Raw genomic sequence first — 21,303 nt, forward strand, 5'->3', positions numbered from 1 at the left:
ATTCCTGGCAGATTATTACACGGTCTGGGTGACCTTTTTTAGGCCTGCCGGCTCATCAGGATTAATACCGCGGTTTACTGCCACATGGGCAACATCGATATAAAAGCGCTGCAGTAAAGCAAGGGGGGCGATGCGGGGATGTACTCCTTTACTCGGCACATGCAGATTGATCAGGCTTGCCCCTCTTTGCACTATGTCATCGATTTGCTCACTGTGCGCCTTGAATGACTCATCCTCAATAGGGACATTTACCACGGTCAACTTGTCTTCAACGAGAGTAACCGGCCCATGCAAAAATTCTGCACTGGAAAAAGACTCCGCATGGATATTGCACACTTCTTTTAATTTCAGTGCCAGCTCGCGGGTTATGGCATAACCGGGACCGCGTCCGAGCACCACCAGATTCTGCACCGAAGCCAGATCCTCAGGTCTCAATTGTATCTCTGCACGAACAGCAGATTCTAAAGTTTCAGGTAGTTTTTCCAAGGCCAAGCGCAGCCTCTTGTCACCACTCCAGCAAGCCACCAGCTGCAAAATTGCCGAAAGCGTGGCCAGGTAACTTTTGGTAGCTGCCACCGCTTTTTCCGGCCCCGCCTTCAAGGGGATCAGTAAATCGACAATATCCTTGATTGGCGCCTGCTCATCATTCACCAAGGCTACCGTATAGGCGCCGCACTCCCTGGCCATCTTCGCCTGAGCCAGAATATCCGGACTGCGCCCCGACTGAGAGATCACCAGCACCAATGCCCCTTCCAATTTCAATCGGCGTCCATACACACTGGAAACTGAAGGCGCCGCAGCAAAGGTGGGCGTCCCTGTTTCTATTTCGATCAGATACTTGGCAAAAACACCAGCATGGTCAGAAGAACCCCGCCCAACAATCATGACAAAGCGCGGAGCATGAGCTTGCAAACGCTCCCCCAGGCGCTCCATCACTTTCGCATTCGTTTGTAGCTGTTCAGCAATTCTTGCCGGAGCCTCACGGGCTTCGGCCTCCATGATCGTCGTAGTCATTCCATCATTCACTCAGGCTACCTCTCCCTCCCCGAAACCGGACTCCCGGCAAACTTTTGGGGGGAATCCAACTATCAGTTTATGTGCAGGTAACACATAAAGAGCGGCTGTTTTAATGGCTGGGGAGGTCATTGTCACTTCTTTTATCAAGCCATTTTCGACTCATTCCCGATAAGCGTGAAAAGCTTCCCAAAGCAGGCCTACACGAGAGAAACAGGAGGTTTCACGCCACAAGACGCTTATATCCTAATCATCTATGCTTTCTAATAATTCCCCGACATCAATCGGGCAATGCCTACAGGAAACAATCGATGACAAAAGCGGGCGGCACGCCAACACACCTTTTCTGGCGAGTTATAACGCTCCTAATCCTATTACAATTTATTAACAGTTGCTCCAGCATCCAATTTGCCTACAACAATGTGGATTACTGGATTCGCTGGAAAGCCCAAAAATATGTAGAACTGGACCGCACCCAAAAAGGTGAGCTGCAGGGCGCCCTTAACAGCTTTTTTCGCTGGCACCGACAGACCCAACTCCCTCGCTACGCCGACTTTTTGAATAACCTAGCAAAAAGGGTCGATGAAGGAGCACTGGAAAATCCCAACTTGCAACCTATCGATAAGCAGGTCCATCAGTTTTTAGCCGCCGCCTGTGAAAATGCTTACAACCTGATGTTGCCTTTGGCAGCGCAGTTGAGTGAACAACAGATTAATGAACTACAAGGCAATATGTGGAGAAAAGAGCAAAAGAGATTGGAAAAATGGCAACGCTCTCCGGAAAAAGTACAACATAAGCGCGACAAAATTATCCGGAGAGAAAGCATTCGCTGGCTCGGCGCCCTTACCGAAGAGCAAAAAAAAATGATTACCGCCTGGGTATCCAAAATGGAGTACAACCCTCTACAGCGCATCGAGCAACGAAGACTCTGGCAATCCAAAACCTTCGAATTATTGCGTAACAAACCGGAGGGATACCTTGAAAAAATCCGCAGCCTGCTGCTCAACCCAGAACAACTCTGGTCGCAAGAATATCGCCAGAATCAGGAACAGCGCCAACAGCAGGCGCAAGAACTGGCCAAAAAAATATTAACGAGTACCAGCCTTGAACAACGCCGACATCTCAGTAAAACACTAAGAGAATACGCGCAGGACTTTCACTCCCTCGCCAACCAATAAAAATACCGAAGAAAAAAGATAAAGCGCACTTATAAGCCAATGCACCCTAAAAAGTAACCTTCAAAAATCGTAACATGGGGCTGACTAAGCCCAGCTCATACTGCTAAGCTCGCCAACTCTAATGACCAGCCAGGGGACTTCACGTGCAAATCGAATCCGCCAGTTTTGACCAGTTAGCCGAGTGGGAAAAAGAGCTGAGCTCCCATTATGAGCGCATCCGTCAACACGAGCTAAATCTGGATATCACCCGTGGCAAACCCTCCACAGAACAGTTGAATTTATCCGACAAACTCGACGGTATCCTGTGTAACGATTACCGCGCCGCAGGAGGCACTGACACCCGCAATTACGGCGGTTTAATCGGGCTCACTAGTGCTCGTGAACTTGGTGCGGATATGCTTCAAGTACCCACAGAAGAGGTTATCGCCGCAGGCAACAGCTCCCTAACCCTGATGTATCACGCAGTGCTAACCGGCTACCTGTTCGGCTTTGCCGGCAATACCCCCTGGCGAGAATTGAAAGCCCCCAAATTCCTCTGCCCTGTGCCCGGATACGATCGGCACTTCAGTATTTGTGCACAACTGGGGATCGGTATGGTCAGCATCCCCATGAATGATCAAGGACCTAATATGGACCTTGTAGAAAAGTATATTCGTGAGGACAATGAAATTATCGGTATCTGGTGCGTGCCCAAGTACTCCAATCCCAGTGGTATCACTTACAGTGATGAAACCGTAGAGCGCCTGGCTCAGCTCGGCCAAATCGCCAATCCAGGCTTTCGAATATTCTGGGATAACGCCTATGCTGTACACGACCTTGGACACTATGTCAGTCTCGCCAGCATTCGTGCTGCCACTCTGGAAAATGACACTGTAGACTCAGTGCTTCAATTTGCCTCCACCTCTAAAGTCTCCCATGCTGGCGCCGGTGTCGCATTTGTCAGTGCCAGTGGTGCCAACCTGCAATCCTTGCAGCAACAGATGCAGACCATGACTATTGGCCCAGATAAAGTGAATCAGTTGCGCCACTCACGCTTCTTTACCGAATTCACCACCCTGAAGGAACACATGCGCAAGCATGCCAATATCCTTAAGCCCAAATTTGACTGTGTGCTGGAACACCTGCACAACGGTCTGGCTGAAATGGATCTGGGCCAATGGGAAAAACCTCAAGGAGGGTATTTTGTCTCCTTCAATACCCGCAAAGGCTGTGCCAAGGCCGTAGTCAAGTTGGCAGCAGAGGCCGGTGTAAAGCTCACCCCAGCAGGTGCCACCTTCCCCTATGGCAAAGATCCTGAGGACAGCAATATCCGCATAGCACCGAGTTTTCCACCCCTGGAAGAACTCGACACCGCCATGTCGGTGTTTGTACTGTGCGTGAAACTGGCCAGCGTGCGCCAGAAGCTGGAGCAACAGCGAAAGGCAGGATAACCCTCTGAAATGGTTTGGCCGAGAACCAAAAGGGCGGCATTAAAAGCTGCCCTTTTGATTCAGGCAGCGTTTTCGCTTGAGAGATAGCGTCGTGCGAACTTCTCATCGGCTAAATTTAAATCGACCACCACGAGCCCATCAACGGAATCACAAAAGTCTGGATCAACATTGAAGGCGTGAAAACTAGTGCCACCCGGCTTGGTCAGTGCAGCATACTTTTTGAAAAGTGGCGGTAGAACCACCCCTTCTTCACGCAATACCAGTTTTAACTGGCGCATATCCGCAATTGAATCCCCAGAGAGATCTGGCAGAGGTGCACCCGCTTGCAGGAAAGGCAGACGCGCATCGCCCAGTGGGTTTTGCGGAGCAAAATAATGGGAAAAATATCTTACAATTGCCGACTTTGCCCGCACCGAAAATGTTCCCGGCATAGAAACAGGCCCAAATAAATAGCGTACTTTATTGCGCAAGACCCACTGGCCGATAGCACTCCAAAGCAGATCCAGCCCTTTGCCCCTCCAGTATTCGGGCAGTAAGAAACTGCGACCAAGTTCTGCCGAACCCGGCAGGCAATATCGCGGTGGGGAGGGATAATTGAATAGGGTGCTGCTGTAGATTTCATTCTCTGCCAAGCTCTCGGTGCCCGCTATACGATAGGCGCCCACTATCTGCTGGCAATGATGGTCCCACAGTAGCAAGTGGTCATAGTGCGCATCAAATGCATCCCAATCCCGACTCTGTCCTGTACCCTCACCCACTGCCCGGAAAGCCACTTCACGCGTACGCGCCAGCTCACGCATAACCGGGCAATCCGGCCGCTGCCGATAGAGTCGCACGGAGAAGTTCCCCTGGGAGGTCAGAGCTTCACAGCTCTCGATTATTTTTTTCACCTCCCCCCGAGACTCAGCAGCGGCAATAAGTTCCGGCCCTAGAGGCGCGGGAGAACGATGCAATTTATAAACATGTTTGCGCCAGAGAGCCGCCTGGGCACGGGGAGTTAGCGGCCAACTGCGGAAGTGCTCCGCTTCCAAGGGGCGGCCAATACGGATATCAATACCACGACTGGCTTGCTTGAACATTTCTCGAATAAGCCAAAGGGTTGAAAGTGGTTTATTCAGCATCGACAGGCCGTAGAACCACCAGGAATTTCTGCCGAGCACTTGCACCGGTAAGATCGGTGCATTGGCCCTCTCAGCAAAGCGTACAAATCCAGGATTCCAGCGCCCATCGCGCACCCCCTGGGGGCTTAGGCGTGAAACCTCACCGGCGGGAAAAATAATTACAGCCCCACCCTGGCCGAGATAATCATAAATCCCTTGCACATCGGCACGGCGGGTACGCCCGTTAAAGTTATCTACCGGCAAAAAATATGGACGCAATGGATGAATATTCCATAAAAGGTGACTGGCAATTGCACGCACATCCTTGCGCACTCTGGCAACCATATCGATTAATGCCAGGCCATCCAGGCTGCCCAGAGGGTGATTAGCCACAATAATCAAGGGCCCAGTCACTGGCACCCGCTCCAATTCCGAAGGATTTAACTCATAGCGGAAATTGAGGTCACTAAATAACTGGCGAATAAAATCCAGCCCCCCCAAGTGAGGGTAACGCCGCCCAAATTCTACAATCTGTTCCTCACAGCAAATTTTTTTAAGGGTAGCGGAGACCAATTTTCGTGTGGGCTTTTGCGGCGCTGCGCTGTACCAGGCATTTTTTTGTAACAGTGTTTCAAGCTGAATCATGCGGCCACCACCTCTGTCATTATGCTGGCTATTTTTGGGGCCCGGTACCAATGGAGCAGTTCCAGGCTGCCATCTTGTTGTTCTGCCACGGCACTCATCGAGTCAACCCAATCACCGCAGTTTGCGTAAGTAACCGTACGCCCACCTCTGTTCTTATTGCGCAGCGCCGGGCGATGAATATGCCCACAGATAATCCCATCCATCCCCTTGGCCTGAGCCTCACCCACAGCGACATTTTCGAAATCGGTCATCATTTGCCTGGCTGCACTCACACGGTTCTTTACTTGGCTGGCCAGAGACCACCAGGGCTTGTTGAAACGACTGCGCCAATAATTAATCCAGCGGTTAAATCGCAGCATAAGATAGTAACTGCGATCCCCAATGTGATAACTGAACGGATTAATTTTGATATTATGTTCAAATTGATCGCCGTGGGTTACCCAGTAGCGTTTACCGCTGGCAGCTGTGTGAATCCAATCGCGCTCGATACGAATATTGCCCAAACGTTTACCCGCCCAGCTGCGCATGGGGGCGTCGTGATTTCCGGGAATATAAATAACCTCCGGAGTAAGACTGCTTAACTCCGAAAGCATCCCCAATAACATGGAGGATGCCTGACACCAGGTGCCCTTCCCTTTAGAAAGGGCATACATATCGAAAATATCCCCTACCAAGTACACCTTATCGGCACCATTCTGTGCCAAAAAATCCGCCAACCGATGAGGCTCACTGTCTCTACTGCCCAAATGGACATCAGATATCCACAGCGCACGGTAGCGATTGCCCATAGCAAGGCTCCAACCTTTGACCAGTAATCAACTCGCGTAAAGACTGATAACCTGCCTGCCGAGCGCCAACCTATGCCATGCAGTGGAATTTATCGGTCAATAGTTTGCAAGCCGCGAACAGGCGAACGTTTATTAGATATCGATCAAATACCATTAAGGCCAATGATCGCCTGCGCAGTCACTTTGCAGCGATTTGATGACAGTCCAGAGGACCTTTATTGAAGCTTATATTGCAGTGAAACCCGCTAGACTGCGAGGGCTTTAGGCGCCCGAATCAGCCTGCCCCAAGGCCAGCTGATTCGGTAAAGGGGGAGGGTTATTCGGTATCTTGGGGATGACGAATGGGCGGTGCAAAGGGAAACTTTGCAACTTTATCGCCTTTAACTTCAACAATTTTGCCTGTCCCCTCTTTTTCCACCTCATCGATACGCACAATACTGTGCATCGGGATATAGGAACGGGTTACCGAGGCAAACTCGGTTTTTAGCTTTTCTTCACTGGGGTCCACTACCAGCTGGGCCTTCTCCCCGAAAACAAACTCCTCGACTTCAATAAAGCCGTACATATCGCTCTGATAAATCGCCCGGGCATAGAGTTCATACACCTGGCTCTGGTTGTGGAAAATCACTTTATATATCGGGTTGGCCATAAGTCTCTCAGGATGGGGAATACCCCGAAGCTCGAAGTTGTTCAGAAAGCGGGCAAAGCCCGAAAAAGCGCGCAAGAATAGCACAGGTTCTCAACCGCTAATATAGCCATCTATGCAGTGCCGGGTCCTGTCGCTATAATGCCCCACCCGTTTAATTGACCAGTTTTTAATCAGGCACGATATGTCCGATACACCGGCGAAAAAGCTATACATCAAAACCCACGGCTGCCAAATGAATGAGTACGATTCCGCCAGGATGCGCGATCTACTCGGCGAGTCTCACGCTATGGTACCCACCGACGATCCCGAAGAGGCGGACGTTCTCCTGGTCAATACCTGTTCCATTCGCGAGAAAGCTCAGGAAAAACTGTTCCACCAGCTGGGTCGCTGGAGACGCCTCAAGGAAAAAAATCCCGAGCTGGTTATCGGCGTCGGAGGCTGTGTAGCCAGCCAGGAGGGCGAGGCTATCGCCAAGCGCGCGCCCTATGTAGATCTGATCTTCGGCCCGCAAACTCTGCACCGCCTTCCAGAAATGATGGAAACCAAAGAGCAGAAGAATGGCGTGGTCGTTGTAGATATCAGCTTCCCGGAGATCGAGAAGTTCGACCGATTGCCACAACCTGAAGCCGACGGAGCCACGGCTTTTGTCTCCATTATGGAAGGTTGCTCCAAGTACTGCACATTCTGTGTAGTGCCCTACACTCGCGGCGAGGAAGTAAGCCGTCCAGTCGCCGATGTACTGGAAGAAGTAGCACACTTAGCAGAGCAGGGTGTAAGGGAAGTGAACCTACTTGGCCAGAACGTCAATGCTTACCGCGCCGCCGGGGTAGACGGACAGGAAGTGGACTTCGCCGAGCTGATCACCTATGTAGCGGCAATTGATGGCATCGACCGCATCCGCTACACCACATCGCATCCGGTAGAGTTCTCCGACGCTTTGATCGACGTCTATGCACAGGTGCCTGAACTGGTCAGCCACCTGCATCTGCCAGTGCAAAGTGGCTCCGACCGTATTTTAATGGCCATGAAACGTGGACACACCGCGCTGGAATACAAGTCCAAGATTCGCCGCCTGAAGAAAATACGCCCGGACATCTGCCTGTCTTCGGACTTTATCGTGGGCTTCCCCGGTGAAACCGACAGAGATTTCGAAGCTACCATGAACCTGATTCAGGAAGTGGGCTTTGATATATCTTTCAGCTTTATTTATTCCCCGCGCCCAGGTACTCCGGCAGCGGATCTCCCCGACGACACCCCGGAAGGCATCAAAAAAGAGCGCCTGCAGCTTTTACAAAACCGTATCAACCAGCAGGCCCAGGCAATTGCCCGGCACATGGTAGGTAACACTGAAAGGGTTCTGGTGACCGGAGTATCCAAGAAGGATCCAGGACAGCTGCAAGGACGCACTGAAAACAATCGGGTGGTAAATTTCCGCGCCGATGACCTGGCCCTGATCGGCAAATTTGCCGATGTGCTGATTGAGGAAGCCCTGCCAAACTCCCTACGCGGCACTTTACTCACCTCGGAATTGGAAGAGGACTTATTCTGATCTGAGGCGTTGTGACCGCCCTTCCCTCCTGGCAAGGCGTGCTTTAAAACCACCCCTTGCCACCCAAATTTCCTAATAACACCTTTGAAATTACAAGCTGTAATTAAAATCGGGTAAAGTTAGAACCTATTGGTAGCACCCAAAGCTTTCCTATCTGGGGAAAATGGGTATACCCTAGCTATGAACCCTCTAGATTAAGGTGCCGGAAACCAGTTTGGAAACGCAAACCCTCGCTCAAAGTATTACCCTCGAGCCCAACGATGCTCGCCGTCTCGCCAACCTCTGCGGTCAGTTCGACCAACATCTGCGCCAAATAGAACAGCGACTGGATATTGAGATCCGCAACCGCGGCAATCAGTTCGCCGTTTACGGTGAAGCTAAAAAAGCCAAGGCTGCCTGTGAATTACTTAGCTTCCTGTACAAGGAGACTGACTCCCGGGATCAACTGACCCCAGATGAGATCCACTTAGCCCTGCAACAAGCCGGTGTAGAGGAGCTTCTCCACAAGGGAGAGAAGGGCGAATCCACTGAAGCAGACCAGGTGGTATTGATTCGTACTAAGAAATGCTCTGTGCGTCCCCGAGGTTTGAATCAGCGCAAGTATGTGCATGCGGTTCAGAGTAACGATATCAATTTCGGTATTGGCCCAGCGGGTACCGGCAAGACCTACCTCGCAGTAGCCTGTGCGGTCGAGGCCCTGCTCAAAGACCAAGTGGAGCGTATCTTACTAGTGCGCCCGGCGGTAGAAGCAGGCGAAAAGCTCGGCTTTCTCCCCGGTGACCTGAGTCAGAAGGTAGACCCCTACCTACGACCGCTGTACGACGCACTCTATGAAATGCTCGGCTTTGAAACAGTGGGCAAACTCATAGAGCGCAATGTGATCGAGGTAGCCCCCCTGGCCTATATGCGTGGGCGCACCCTCAACAACGCCTTTGTCATTCTCGATGAAAGCCAAAACACCACACGCGAGCAGATGAAAATGTTCCTGACCCGGATCGGTTTCGGCTCCACTGCAGTGATTACCGGAGACCCGAGCCAGGTGGACCTGCCACGAGGACAGGCCTCGGGGCTGCGTCACGCGGTGGAAGTCCTGGGCAAGGTCAACGGCATCAGCTTTACCCATTTCGGCGCCAAGGATGTTGTCCGCCACCCTCTCGTACAACGTATTGTCGAAGCCTACGATATCCACGAGGCTGAGCGGGATGCCAGTGTCAGCAACAAAGCCGACGAGAATGCCGCCTGAGGTTCCTCCACAGAGTTATGATTGATTTAACCCTTGATGTGCAGCGGGCTAGCCGCTGCACAAATCTCCCCTCCGATGAAAAGATCCGCACCTGGGTCATTAACGCTCTGTCCGGTCGACGAGATGAGGCCGAACTGGCAGTTCGTATCGTCGACGAAGAGGAGAGCCAGGCGCTCAACGCGCAATATCGCGGCAAAGATAAGCCGACCAATGTCCTGTCCTTCCAAGCAGACTTTCCCGCAGAGCTGAACCTCCCACTATTAGGAGACTTGGTAATTTGTGCTCCCGTTGTGGAGAAGGAAGCGGAGCAACAGAACAAAACGACTGAGGCGCACTGGGCACATATGCTAGTCCATGGCACACTGCACCTTCTGGGTTATGACCATATCAAAGACAGCGATGCGGAAATCATGGAAAGGCTAGAGACTGGCCTAATGACCCATCTCGGCTTTGCGGACCCCTACACCCCTCTCGATGAGGCGGGATAACGGGGGTTGAAATGAATCTACCCCTAACGATTACTGATTGAAATAGACGAGAGATATTCGGAGCATGGCCACTTCCATGACCACTGACGAGCCCCCAAGTAGTCACTCTTCCAGCAAAGCCAGGTCGAGTGAAAAAAACTGGCTGGAAAGATTGTTTGGTGCATTTTCTGCCGAACCCAAGTCCCGCGATGAACTATTGGACATCATCAAAGACGCCGCTGAAAATCAGCTGGTTGACGCCGAGGCCCTGTCCATCATCGAGGGCGCCCTGGACGTATCCAACCAGCAGGTTCGGGAGATAATGATCCCTCGCTCGCAGATGGTGGTTGTAGGGCTACAGGACAAGCCGGAAACGTTTCTCCCCAAGATTATCGAGTCAGGCCATTCACGCTTTCCTGTCGTCGGCGAGAGTATCGACGATATCCGCGGAATACTGCTAGCCAAAGACCTGCTCCCCCTGCTCCTCAAGGGCGTCGGCGAATTTCAACTCGAAGATATTATTCGCCCAGCCAATATCATTCCTGAAAGTAAGCGCCTCAACATTCTCCTGCGAGAGTTCCGTGAAAACCGCTACCACATGGCCATCGTTATCGACGAATATGGCGGCGTTTCCGGCGTAGTGACCATTGAGGACATCCTCGAAGAAATTGTCGGTGAGATCGAAGACGAAACCGATGAGGAAGAGGCAGATAGCTTTATCCGCCGGGTGGGAGAAAATGACTATATAGTCAAAGCTCTCACGCCGATTGAAGAGTTCAATGAATTTTTTAAATCTGAATTCAGCGATGAAGAATTCGACACGGTTGGTGGTCTGATTATGCAGTCTTTCGGCCACTTGCCCGGTCGCGATGAAGTCACCCGCCTGGGAGACTTCCTCTTCCGGGTGCTCTACGCGGACAGCCGGCAAATCCACCTGCTGCGCGTGGCCCATATGCGTAAACCACCCGATGAAGATTGAGCTAAGCCCCCTCTGGGGCTCTAGCCAAGATTTTCTCGGGTAGGATGCAGCCGCAACGGCGGCTACCGATTAAGCGAGTCTATGCGAAGATTACTTTTACCTGCCGCTGGTGCAGCTGCCGGCGGGCTAATGACGCTCTCCCTGGCCCCTTTCAACTATTGGTTGTGCGGCCTACTCTCTCTGGCGCTTTTTGCCGGGCTATTCCTGTTTGCCTCTCGCGGCAAGCCGCTACGTGGGCGCACCAGCCTCTGGCTAGCTTTCTGTTATGGGCTAGGCCTTTACGCCACTGGTGGCTCTTGGGTCTATGTCTCAATTACCAATTTTGGCAATTCTTCGCCGCCGCTGGGATTCGCACTCACCGCCAGCTTCGTCGCGCTGATGGCGGCGCTGCTTGCAGCACCGTTCTATTTCCTCGGTCGCTTTACCGCCAACAAATTTAGCTTCGCCCTCGCCTTTGCCGCACTCTGGTTTATCAGTGAGTGGTTCCGCAGCTGGATGTTTACTGGCTTTCCCTGGCTGTTCGCCGGCTATGCCCACTTGGAGACCTGGCTATCTGGTTGGGCTCCGGTGGTGAGTGTCTACGGAATCGGGCTTTTTCTGGCCCTCTCCGGTGCGGTCATCGCACTGGCTGCCAGTGGCCGCTTGTCCCCCCTCAAGCGACCAGCCAATATTGTACTGATTGGAGCAGCAATCGTACCCTGGCCCCTCGGTGCTGCCCTCGCCAATATACAGTGGACTCAGGCAGAGGGAGGCATCATCACCGTTGGACTGGTACAGGCTAATATTCCCCAGGAGAAAAAGTGGCTGCCGGAGTTTCGCGGCGAGACTATTAGCCGCTATCAGGAGGGTACCCGCACCCTGAGCGAGCGTGATGTCGACGTTATAATCTGGCCTGAAGCAGCGCTACCCATGTTTTACGGCCAGGCTCCGAACCTAATGCAGGCTCTGCAACGCAATGCAGAGAAAACCGGCATTGATCTTATCAGCGGAATTCTCTACGACACCCACAGCCCTGTGGATAACTCTCGCAAAGTCCACAACTCCGCAGCGGTCTTTGGCCGCAGCCCCAGTGTTTACCATAAGCGTCACCTGGTACCTTTTGGTGAGTATGTCCCACTGGAGGAGCTGATTCGAGGCACTATCGAATTCTTCAATTTACCCACCTCCTTTATTCGCTCCGGACCCGACCAACAGGGGCCACTGAATGCTGCAGGAGCACGTTGGGCTCCACTAATCTGCTATGAAATTGTCTACCCTCGCCTAGTGGCGGATAGCGCTCTCACCTCCCAGGTACTCCTGACCATCAGTAATGATGCCTGGTTCGGTGAATCCATAGGGCCGTTGCAACATATGCAAATGGCGCAAATGCGCGCACTGGAAACCGGTCGCTATTTAGTCCGCGGCACCAATACCGGTGTAACCGCGATTGTCGATCCCCGCGGGCTTATCATTGAGCAGCTGCCACAATTTGAGCAAGCCAATATGAGCGGTGACATACGTGCGATGCGCGGCTCAACACCATTTATGCTTGCCGGAATTTTCTCAGTATTTGCCCTGGCACTACCAATGTTGGCGCTGGCTGTAATTCTCAATCGCAAGCGAAAAAACAGCACTGCCAAGCCGATGACCGGGGGAGTGACCGAATAGTAATGACCTGCCACTGATCACTCTAAAGTGCGCCGCCGAGACACCCCGCATGTGCAGATGACTGCTATGCTGCATGCAATTTACCTGTGAAATTATGGCGGGGATGGGCAGTCTATGCATTGCTTAATCAGTGGTGGCACCGGTTTGATCGGTAGACTCTTTTGCCAACGCTGGCTCGCTCGTGGCGACACACTTACAGTACTTAGTCGCCATCCGGATAAGATACACCAACTCTGCGGAGAGTCTGTCAATGCCGCCAGCGCTCCTGAAGAGGTGCAAGAGCGGGTAGATGTTGTTGTCAATCTGGCAGGGGAACCCATTTCCTCTCGCTGGACTGAGAAACGCCGTGCCGAAATTCGCCACTCACGCCTGAATACCACCGAACGGCTAGTACGCTGGACACTCGCCCAAAGAGAACGCCCCAATTACTTTCTCTCAGGGTCTGCTATTGGATACTACGGAGACCGTGGCGGCGAACTGCTCAAGGAGGACAGCCCTGCTGGCGGAGGGTTTTCCGCACAACTGTGCCGTGACTGGGAAGCGGCCACACTGCCACTACAAAGGGCCGGGATGTGCGTCGGAATCATACGCACCGCTATTGTGCTCTCCAACCGAGGGGGAGCACTTCCCAAAATGCTACCGGCATTTCGCCTGGGACTTGGTGGACCAATGGGTTCTGGCGAACACTGGATGAGCTGGATTCACGAAGACGACGAAGTCGGATTGATACTTCACGCTATTGACCAACGCCTATGCACCCCTTTTAACGCCAGTGCTCCAGAAGCAGTTACCAATAACAGCTTCAGCCGCTTATTGGCAAAACAGCTACACCGCCCCTGCTTTTTCCGCTCTCCAGCCTGGCTGCTAAAAACCCTGTTCGGGGAGATGGCAGAAGAGCTACTCCTTGCCAGCGAAAGAGTGGAGCCCCGAGCCGCCTTAAACAGCGGCTACAGTTTCCAGTTTCCTACCCTGGAACAAGCACTAGCCGACCTACTAGCTAAAGACAATGCTAGTAATAAGGTAAGTGTCTGATTCCTGGGCACTTTTATTGGCTGGATTAGGCTATGCTGCTTAAGCCGCGACCACGCTACTCTCCAGGGCCTGCATTAAATAACGCCGACTGGATTCACTGGTGACTAAATCCCCGTGACTACCCATAGGGGCTGAGCCAACCCAGTGCGCGTGCCAGCGATACCACTGGGACTCCTCTGCATTTACCCGCAGCTCGATGAATTCCACTTCTGCAGGATCTAAACCGAACTCACGGACAATTTGCCCCGCAAATGTCTCGAAATTTTTATTCAAATGGGCCCCGCTCTCAGCACCGCCACATAGGAAAAATAGAATTCGGCCATCCTGGTCCACACGCTTGAAGCCGATCCAAACAGCCCGGTTGAGTCGGTTGTGCAATTGGATGGGAGTGAAGGAAACCGGGATGCCCTTCATCATAAGGTTATCTCGTTTATTGTTATGGTTGTTATCCACAGTCGCTACTCCAATGTAAGTAGTAATTAGCGGGTGAGATCTGTGGCGCCAGTCGTCCATTTACCTAGTACAACCAGCTTTCAAAAAACAGATGCAATCCCTCGCCGACGCCTATTCCCTCATGCCTGATAAGTATCTGAGAGCACCGCATCACAAAAGTTCCTCAGCACTTTTTGGCCTGTGGCAGTGGTCGATATTGATACCAGGCTTGTGCCAATAGTTCCCGCCAATAGGCCTGAGTCCGCAGCAGCGCCTCAGCACTGGGAACCCAATTTAAGACCCCACCCTTTTCCCTTGACTCTAACTCAGAAGCACTGCCCACTGATAAAGGCTGTACCTTTAGGCCTGCGCGGGTAAAAACTGCCGCAGCCCTGGGCATGTGCCACCAGTGAGTGGCGAGCACAATAGTTCCCACACCTGAATTGCGCAATATCTCCGCGCTATTTACCGCGTTCTCTGCGGTAGTTCGACTGCAAGCTTCGCGCCAACTCACCGGGCGGGACATCTCATCCAACATTTTCGCCATCAACTCTGCCTCAGAGACATGCTCATCCGGTGAAACACGGCCGCCGGACACCAGGATTGGCATATCCCTTGGGACATGCTTTGCTGCCCAGATCACCCTCTCCAAACTGGACGCAGATAGGTACTCATAGCCTTGTTGATTATCCCTGTAAACACCGCCTCCGAGGATCACCACAGCCCTTGGAGCTGCCTCTGTATCAGGTAAATCTGCTACAACGCCCAAGCGCTTACCGATCCAGCTTGAAAAAGCCGGAGTAGCACTAAGCCAGAGCAGACAAAATGAGAGGATCGCCAATGGCAGAGACAATTTCTCCAGCAAAGAGCCTTCAGGAAAAAAGCGTATCAAGAATGCCGCCAGCAGCCCCAGCATTGGCGCCAGTGGTGGCATCAACAAATTGACCGCTATTTTATACAGCTCAATCAATACTCAAGGCCGCCTTCTATTTGCCTGAAGCAACCATAGCCACAGCGGTGACAGGGTGTAATTTGACTATTCTCCGGCGGCTGAGCGAGATAACCACACCCCAGACATTGCAGCTCCTCATCGGCCCCCACTATCTCACCCGCAAGGGCCCAGGGTTTGCCTTCACGGATACAACGCATAAGATTGGGCCAAGCCGTTTCTGTCGGGTCCGCTGCGTTCAGCAACCAGTCACCCCCGCGCTCTTCCAGAGTAATCAGCTCCCCTCCCAGACCGCGCATATAATCCCCGGCTCGATGCAGATCATCTTTTAACCAGGCGCGAAGAAAAGCGACCTTATTTGCGGTCAGGTCCTCAACTGCCAGCTCTCCCTCAATCAAATCCTCCAGGTCTTCACGAAACTCATCGGCCAGATCGTCCTTCGGCGGTAACTTCGGTTCCTTCGTCACGGTATCCCTCCTATAATCTCGCGTTTACGCATCCTAAAAGATGCTCTGGGGGCAGTCCTTGATCGCAATCAATCCTTTTGCTTGTCGATCCAGAGCTGCTTCCACTAAAACACTGAAAAGTTTCCCCGCAAAATTTGATCACAGAGTATAGGTCCCCAATCGATGGAAGAGCAGTACAACCCCTCCGCAGTCGAAGCTTCCGCCCAGGAATTCTGGGAGGCAGAGAAAAGCTTTGAGGTAAAGGAAGATACCGGCAGGGAAAAGTTCTACTGCCTATCCATGTTCCCCTACCCCAGCGGCAAGCTGCACATGGGCCATGTGCGCAATTACACCATTACCGATGTTATTTCCCGCTATCAGCGTATGCAGGGTAAGAATGTCCTGCACCCCATGGGCTGGGATGCCTTCGGCTTACCGGCTGAAAATGCTGCGATCCAGAATAAAACCGCGCCAGCAAAATGGACCTACGCCAATATTGATTATATGAAGGGGCAACTGAAAGCTCTCGGATTTGGCTTCGACTGGTCCCGCGAGCTAGCCACCTGCCAGCCATCCTATTATCGCTGGGAGCAATGGTTCTTCACCCGTCTCTATGAAAAGGGTCTGGTCTACAAGAAAAACTCCGCGGTGAACTGGTGCCCCAATGACCAGACCGTGCTCGCCAACGAGCAGGTTGAAGATGGTGCCTGTTGGCGCTGCGGCACTACCGTGGAGAGGCGCGAGCTGGCCCAGTGGTTTATCAAGATCACTGACTACGCAGAAGAGCTGCTCAAGGACCTGGATAAGCTACCGGAGTGGCCCGAGCAGGTGCGCACCATGCAGCGCAACTGGATCGGCAAGAGCCGAGGTGTGGAGCTGAGCTTTAGCCTGCCCACCACTGTGGCTGGTATGGATCACTTCGATGTTTACACCACCCGCCCAGACACCCTGATGGGCGTCACCTATGTATCCCTCGCCGCTGAACACCCAATCGCTCTGGAGTTAGCAGAGACTAACCCCGAACTGAAAACATTTATCTCTGAGTGCAAAAAGCAATCTCTGTCTGAAGCCGATATAGCCACAATGGACAAGAGAGGCATGGACACCGGTCTCAAGGCTATTCACCCCATCAGCGGGGAGGAAGTCTCCGTCTGGGTAGCTAACTATGTACTGATGGATTATGGCTCTGGCGCGGTGATGGCAGTACCCGCCCACGATCAACGCGACTGGGAGTTCGCACACAAGTATCAGTTGCCTTTGACTCAAGTCATAGCGCCCGCCGATGGCCAGAAAATCGATCTCAATAAAGAAGCCTTCACCGAAAAAGGCAAACTGGTGAACTCCGGCAATTTTGATGGTCTGGATTTTGATGGTGCCTTTACCGCGATTTCCGAAGTTTTAATAGCAGCAGGCAAAGGCCGTGTGACCACCAATTATCGCCTGCGCGATTGGGGTGTATCCCGCCAGCGCTACTGGGGCGCCCCTATCCCCATGTTCAACCTCGCAGATGGTGGAGAAATCCCGGTGCCCGCCGAGAAACTCCCTATTTTACTGCCGGAAGATGTGGAGCTGGACGGTGTTCAGTCCCCTATTAAAGCCGATCCCGAATGGCGCAAGGACGAACTCAATGGTACGCCGGTCGAGCGTGAGACCGACACTTTTGACACTTTTATGGAGTCCAGCTGGTACTACGCTCGCTATACCTGCCCAGACTTCGAAGAGGGCATGCTCGATCCCGACCGCGCCAACTACTGGCTACCTGTCGACCAATATGTAGGTGGTATTGAGCACGCTATCCTGCACCTTCTCTACGCGCGCTTTTTCCACAAATTGATGCGGGATGAGGGCTTGGTCAACAGCGATGAACCCTTCAAGCAGCTGTTATGCCAGGGGATGGTGTTGGCTGAATCCTTCTACAAAGAAGAAAACGGCCATAAAACCTGGATCAACCCCGCCGATGTTGATGTCGAGCGGGATGAGAAAGGAAAATCCATCAAGGCAGTTGAGCGCGCAACATGTGAAGAAGTAATTGCTGGTGGCGTTGTGAAGATGTCCAAGTCAAAAAACAATGGCATTGATCCCCATGCTGCTGTTAAAGAATACGGTGCCGATACTGTACGCCTGTTCACAATGTTTGCAGCTCCGCCCGAACAAACTTTGGAGTGGCACGATGCCGGCGTGGAGGGAGCCAGCCGCTTCCTGCGAAAGCTCTGGAAAACTGTACAAGCACATGTTGCTGTAAGCACTAGCAGCGCTCAGATTGACCAACAGTCTTTGAGCGACCAGCAACAACAATTACGCCGAAAAACCCACGAGACGATTCAGAAGGTTGGCGACGACTACGGACGCCGTCAAACCTTCAACACGGCTATTGCCGCAGTGATGGAGCTTCTCAATGAGGTTGGTAAACTGGCGGATCGCAGTAATGAGCAGGGGCTGGCAGTGGAGAGAGAGGCTCTACAGGCAGCTGTCTTACTACTGGCTCCGGTAACTCCGCATATTTGCCACCAACTGTGGCAAATCCTGGGCAATAACAACACCTTAATTGATGCTCCCTGGCCAGTAGTAGATGAAAAGGCTCTGGTGCGTACCTCAATTACTTTGGTCGTTCAAGTCAATGGCAAAGTACGTGCAAAGCTGGATGCGCCTGCTGATGCGGACAAAGAGGGCTTGGAAAAACTCGCCCTAGCCGACGAAAACGTCCAGAAATTTATTGGCGATGCCACCGTACGCAAAGTCATCGTTGTGCCAGGCAAACTGGTAAATATTGTCGCGAAGTAAAAATTACTGCGCAGTTATATCCAACCAATAGCCGGGAGCATTATGCTCCCGGCCCATATCTGCAAACCCTTTATTTGCTGGCACTAAAGCCAGGTAGTTTATGAAAACATTTGCACGTCGTATCGTCCTGCTAGTTACCCTTGTGGCCACCGCCAGTTGCGGTTGGCACCTGCGGGGAGCGCCAAAAAACTTTCCTCCAGGCAGTACTATTTACATATCGAGTGAGAACCCTCGTAGTGATATTGCCGATGAAATTAGCCGTCTTCTGGAAAACGGCGGGGTCCCTGTTGCTCCATCCCCTATTGAAGCGGACTACCTACTCACCATTCATAAAGAAATAGAACGAAAATTAACTGTCGCCGTGGATTCTGAAGGGCGGGCTTCTGAGTACGAGTTGATTACCAGCGCGATTTATAGCGTGCGTACACACAGTGGCGAAGTACTGCTAAATAAAGCTCAGGCCGATGTCTATAGATCATTGGAGTGGAACGTCTCAGAAATAGTCAGCAAGGGAGAAGAGGAACGCCTCTTACGCGCGGAAATGCGCCGCGAGTTGATTAGCCGAATGATCAACCGTTTGCGCCGTATCGATGTCAATGCCCCCTTACAAGATAAGAGCTACTAGGTAGTTCTGTCATGCGTATTAATCCCCAACAGCTTCCCCAGCAACTACGGAAAGGGCTTGCGCCGGTTTATATTATCTCAGGCGATGAACCACTCCTGGTTCAGGAATCTTGCGACCAAATACGTGCGGCAGCGAGGCAGAATGGTTTCGCTGAGCGGGAACTTCTACATGCAGAGCATAACTTCGACTGGGGTTTATTACTTGCCTCAGCCGGAAATATGTCTCTTTTTGCAGAGAGGAAGCTTATCGAGGTACGCGCTCCCAGTGGAAAACCAGGGGATAAAGGCAGTAAAGCCTTACAGGAATTTGCCGCTCTCGCCAGTCAGGATTTGATACTACTGCTGGTTTTGCCCAAGCTGGACAAATCACAACTCAATAGCAAATGGGTTAAAACACTTGAGCAGCATGGTGCTCTCGTACAAATTTGGCCTGTTAGCGCCCAGGAAATGCCACACTGGATCAACCAAAGGATCAATGCCGTAGGGTTATCTGCTGAGAAAGAAGCTATACGTATTCTCGCCGAAAGAGTAGAGGGTAATCTGCTCGCAGCAAGCCAAGAAATCGAAAAGCTCAAACTTTTAAATAGTGACGGGACAATAACGGTCGAACTGTTAGAGCAAAGTGTAACCAGCTCTGCGCGATACAGTGTTTTCGATTTAATTGACAGAGCTTTGGCAGGAGAAGCCGAGAAAGCGATCAAAACGCTACAAGGCTTACGCTCGGAAGGTATTGAGCCACCTGTGGTGCTCTGGGCCCTAACAAGAGAGATGCGCTCATTACTGGAACTAATGGAGAAACTCAATCAGGGCCAGCAACTAGCACGTTTAGTTCGCATCCAAAAACGCCAACCACTTGTACAAAATGCCTTAAACCGTCTAACGCCAAATATACTGGAGGCTCTTCTTTTAAAAGCCAGAGCGGTGGATTCGGCGATCAAAGGTGGCAACACTCACCAGTCCCCATGGAATGGCCTTATGGAACTCACACTTAATTTGAGTGGACAGAAAAGCGTTTAGAAAGTTAGCCCAAGCAATCGGATTCTTTTAAACGCCGCTAATAAAAAACCCTCCCCGAAACGAGGAGGGTTTAGACAACAGTCAATATAGGCGTATTAGTTTTGAGAAACTGTAGCCATATTGCTGTTGCCGACCTGGTGCACACTGGCCATATTGAAATTGCCAGCCTGAGTTACATAGGTAGTGTTCTCGCTACCAGACTGTCCCAGGTGAGCACCGTGCTCAAAGCCATCCTGAGATACAACCATCAGGTTAAACTCACCCATGTCCTGATGGATCTCAGCCAAGTTCAGCTCACCGCTCTGGTCAACATCAACTGTGTTGGCCATACCTTCGCTATGGCCATAAGTGAAGTTGGCACTTCCCAGCTGATCAATATTAGCTGTATTGAGATCCCCAAACTGAGAGAATTCAGCTTCGTTATGATCACCCGTTTGTTGCAGAATTGCAGCATTATCATTGCCGTATTGGTACATATCGCCAATATTGTTGAGGTCATTCTGCGTAACGGTCATGGTGTTGGCATCACCATACTGACCAGTAACACTAGAGTTACCAGTGCCATTCTGAGCAATAGTATTGAAGTTATTGGCCCCATCCTGGGACATATTCAGATAGTTGAAATCACCTGACTGCACCAAGTTAGAAGTATTTTCAACACCGCCTTGATAAACAAAACCGACGTTACCTTCACCAACTTGGCCTCCTACGAAGCCTTCATCAGAGCTCATCCAGGTGCTGCTCCAAACGCTGTTTCCATCACCAGACTGAGTGCTGACAAACAGGTTATTATCTCCGTCCTGCTGCAGGGCAGCCATATTGTCATTACCCTCCTGAACCGCATCAAGGGTATTGTAATTAGCCTCACCACCATCTGAGCGGTACTGATCTAGATGCATAGTATTTTCACTACCCATTTGAGTAGCATAAGCTGCATTGCCATTACCGCCCCACTGATGAACAACTCCCCAGTTACCCTCTCCCTGCTGATAGGAATACGCTTGGGAGCTATTTTGATCGAATTGCGTGGTTTCAGAGTAGTTACGATTACCTACCTGAGTCTGGTCGATATAGTTAGCATCGGCGGTGGATTGACTTGCGTAAGCACGGTTGTCATTACCTTCCTGCCACTGATAAGCCGCATTATTGGTGGACTCGCCCATTTGATAGATATCAGCAGCGTTGTCATTTCCAACCTGCAGTTGATCACCATAATTAGCATCGGCCATTGCGTGACCAGCACCAACAAGCATTGCAATCGCAGCAGCAAGTGAAAGCTTTTTCATTTATGTTTCTCCATCAGACTAAGTAAACAAATACAAACAAAAAGAAA

The 21,303-nt window shown here is 51.7% G+C and carries 19 protein-coding genes; 11 read left to right on the forward strand and 8 right to left on the reverse strand.

Features of this window, described 5'->3' with window-relative positions:
- Nucleotides 1-15: 15 nt before the first annotated feature.
- Nucleotides 16-1,014, reverse strand: a complete 999-nt coding sequence (gene nagB-II / locus ACJJIB_RS17630) for a glucosamine-6-phosphate deaminase NagB-II (protein ID WP_444887009.1) — start codon at nucleotides 1,012-1,014, stop codon at nucleotides 16-18.
- 311 nt (nucleotides 1,015-1,325) lie between these two features.
- Here nagB-II and ACJJIB_RS17635 point away from each other — a divergent pair, with 311 nt between their 5' ends.
- Both ACJJIB_RS17635 and ACJJIB_RS17640 read left to right on the forward strand, forming a co-directional pair.
- Nucleotides 1,326-2,192, forward strand: a complete 867-nt coding sequence (locus tag ACJJIB_RS17635) for a DUF6279 family lipoprotein (RefSeq protein WP_444887010.1) — start codon at nucleotides 1,326-1,328, stop codon at nucleotides 2,190-2,192.
- A gap of 143 nt (nucleotides 2,193-2,335) precedes the next feature.
- Entirely contained in the window at nucleotides 2,336-3,622 is a 1,287-nt protein-coding gene (locus ACJJIB_RS17640) for an aspartate aminotransferase type Ic (RefSeq protein ID WP_444887011.1), read from the forward strand.
- Between the two features lie 59 nt (nucleotides 3,623-3,681).
- Here ACJJIB_RS17640 and olsF read toward each other — a convergent pair whose 3' ends face one another.
- From olsF to ACJJIB_RS17655, 3 genes are all read right to left on the reverse strand, one after another.
- A complete protein-coding gene (gene olsF, locus ACJJIB_RS17645; protein WP_444887012.1) occupies nucleotides 3,682-5,367 on the reverse strand; it encodes a bifunctional ornithine lipid synthase OlsF in 1,686 nt (561 codons plus the stop codon).
- Complete coding sequence (locus tag ACJJIB_RS17650) at nucleotides 5,364-6,155, reverse strand: UDP-2,3-diacylglucosamine diphosphatase (RefSeq protein WP_444887013.1); 792 nt, start codon at nucleotides 6,153-6,155, stop codon at nucleotides 5,364-5,366. Before ACJJIB_RS17650 ends, olsF begins: the two co-directional genes overlap by 4 nt.
- 316 nt (nucleotides 6,156-6,471) lie before the next feature.
- A complete protein-coding gene (locus tag ACJJIB_RS17655; protein ID WP_211214910.1) occupies nucleotides 6,472-6,804 on the reverse strand; it encodes a DUF1820 family protein in 333 nt (110 codons plus the stop codon).
- A gap of 181 nt (nucleotides 6,805-6,985) precedes the next feature.
- On the opposite strand from ACJJIB_RS17655, the gene miaB reads away from it, so the two are divergent.
- From miaB to ACJJIB_RS17685, 6 genes are all read left to right on the forward strand, one after another.
- On the forward strand, nucleotides 6,986-8,353 hold the full coding sequence (miaB, locus tag ACJJIB_RS17660; protein WP_444887014.1) for a tRNA (N6-isopentenyl adenosine(37)-C2)-methylthiotransferase MiaB: 1,368 nt from the start codon (nucleotides 6,986-6,988) through the stop codon (nucleotides 8,351-8,353).
- Nucleotides 8,354-8,567: 214 nt separating this feature from the next.
- Nucleotides 8,568-9,596 (forward strand): PhoH family protein, encoded by a 1,029-nt coding sequence (locus ACJJIB_RS17665; protein ID WP_252083068.1) that lies wholly within the window; start codon nucleotides 8,568-8,570, stop codon nucleotides 9,594-9,596.
- A gap of 17 nt (nucleotides 9,597-9,613) precedes the next feature.
- On the forward strand, nucleotides 9,614-10,084 hold the full coding sequence (gene ybeY / locus ACJJIB_RS17670; RefSeq protein ID WP_444887015.1) for an rRNA maturation RNase YbeY: 471 nt from the start codon (nucleotides 9,614-9,616) through the stop codon (nucleotides 10,082-10,084).
- Nucleotides 10,085-10,148: 64 nt separating this feature from the next.
- A complete protein-coding gene (locus ACJJIB_RS17675; protein WP_435583622.1) occupies nucleotides 10,149-11,042 on the forward strand; it encodes a CorC family transporter in 894 nt (297 codons plus the stop codon).
- Nucleotides 11,043-11,123: 81 nt separating this feature from the next.
- Nucleotides 11,124-12,689: an apolipoprotein N-acyltransferase gene (lnt, locus tag ACJJIB_RS17680; RefSeq protein ID WP_444887016.1), complete on the forward strand. Its 1,566-nt coding sequence runs from the start codon at nucleotides 11,124-11,126 to the stop codon at nucleotides 12,687-12,689.
- A 114-nt stretch (nucleotides 12,690-12,803) separates the two neighbouring features.
- On the forward strand, nucleotides 12,804-13,721 hold the full coding sequence (locus ACJJIB_RS17685; protein ID WP_444887017.1) for a TIGR01777 family oxidoreductase: 918 nt from the start codon (nucleotides 12,804-12,806) through the stop codon (nucleotides 13,719-13,721).
- A 39-nt stretch (nucleotides 13,722-13,760) separates the two neighbouring features.
- Here the strand turns inward: ACJJIB_RS17685 and ACJJIB_RS17690 are convergent, their stop codons facing one another.
- The 3 genes from ACJJIB_RS17690 to ACJJIB_RS17700 form a co-directional block, all read right to left on the reverse strand.
- Nucleotides 13,761-14,138, reverse strand: a complete 378-nt coding sequence (locus tag ACJJIB_RS17690; protein WP_444887018.1) for a hypothetical protein — start codon at nucleotides 14,136-14,138, stop codon at nucleotides 13,761-13,763.
- Between the two features lie 199 nt (nucleotides 14,139-14,337).
- Nucleotides 14,338-15,123, reverse strand: a complete 786-nt coding sequence (locus ACJJIB_RS17695) for a YdcF family protein (RefSeq protein ID WP_444883976.1) — start codon at nucleotides 15,121-15,123, stop codon at nucleotides 14,338-14,340.
- Entirely contained in the window at nucleotides 15,120-15,569 is a 450-nt protein-coding gene (locus ACJJIB_RS17700; RefSeq protein WP_252083074.1) for a zinc ribbon-containing protein, read from the reverse strand. The genes ACJJIB_RS17695 and ACJJIB_RS17700 overlap by 4 nt, the downstream gene beginning before the upstream one ends.
- 162 nt (nucleotides 15,570-15,731) lie before the next feature.
- Between ACJJIB_RS17700 and leuS the strand changes: the two genes are divergently transcribed.
- From leuS to holA, 3 genes are all read left to right on the forward strand, one after another.
- Nucleotides 15,732-18,329, forward strand: a complete 2,598-nt coding sequence (leuS, locus tag ACJJIB_RS17705; RefSeq protein WP_444887019.1) for a leucine--tRNA ligase — start codon at nucleotides 15,732-15,734, stop codon at nucleotides 18,327-18,329.
- 100 nt (nucleotides 18,330-18,429) lie between these two features.
- Nucleotides 18,430-18,954, forward strand: coding sequence for an LPS-assembly lipoprotein LptE (locus tag ACJJIB_RS17710; RefSeq protein WP_444887020.1), 525 nt, complete (start codon nucleotides 18,430-18,432; stop codon nucleotides 18,952-18,954).
- Between the two features lie 11 nt (nucleotides 18,955-18,965).
- Nucleotides 18,966-19,970, forward strand: coding sequence for a DNA polymerase III subunit delta (gene holA / locus ACJJIB_RS17715; protein ID WP_444887021.1), 1,005 nt, complete (start codon nucleotides 18,966-18,968; stop codon nucleotides 19,968-19,970).
- A 95-nt stretch (nucleotides 19,971-20,065) separates the two neighbouring features.
- Here the strand turns inward: holA and ACJJIB_RS17720 are convergent, their stop codons facing one another.
- Nucleotides 20,066-21,256, reverse strand: coding sequence for a hypothetical protein (locus ACJJIB_RS17720; protein WP_444887022.1), 1,191 nt, complete (start codon nucleotides 21,254-21,256; stop codon nucleotides 20,066-20,068).
- Nucleotides 21,257-21,303 lie beyond the last annotated feature (47 nt).

The organism is Microbulbifer mixtoriginis (SeqCode) (genome assembly GCF_052467705.1).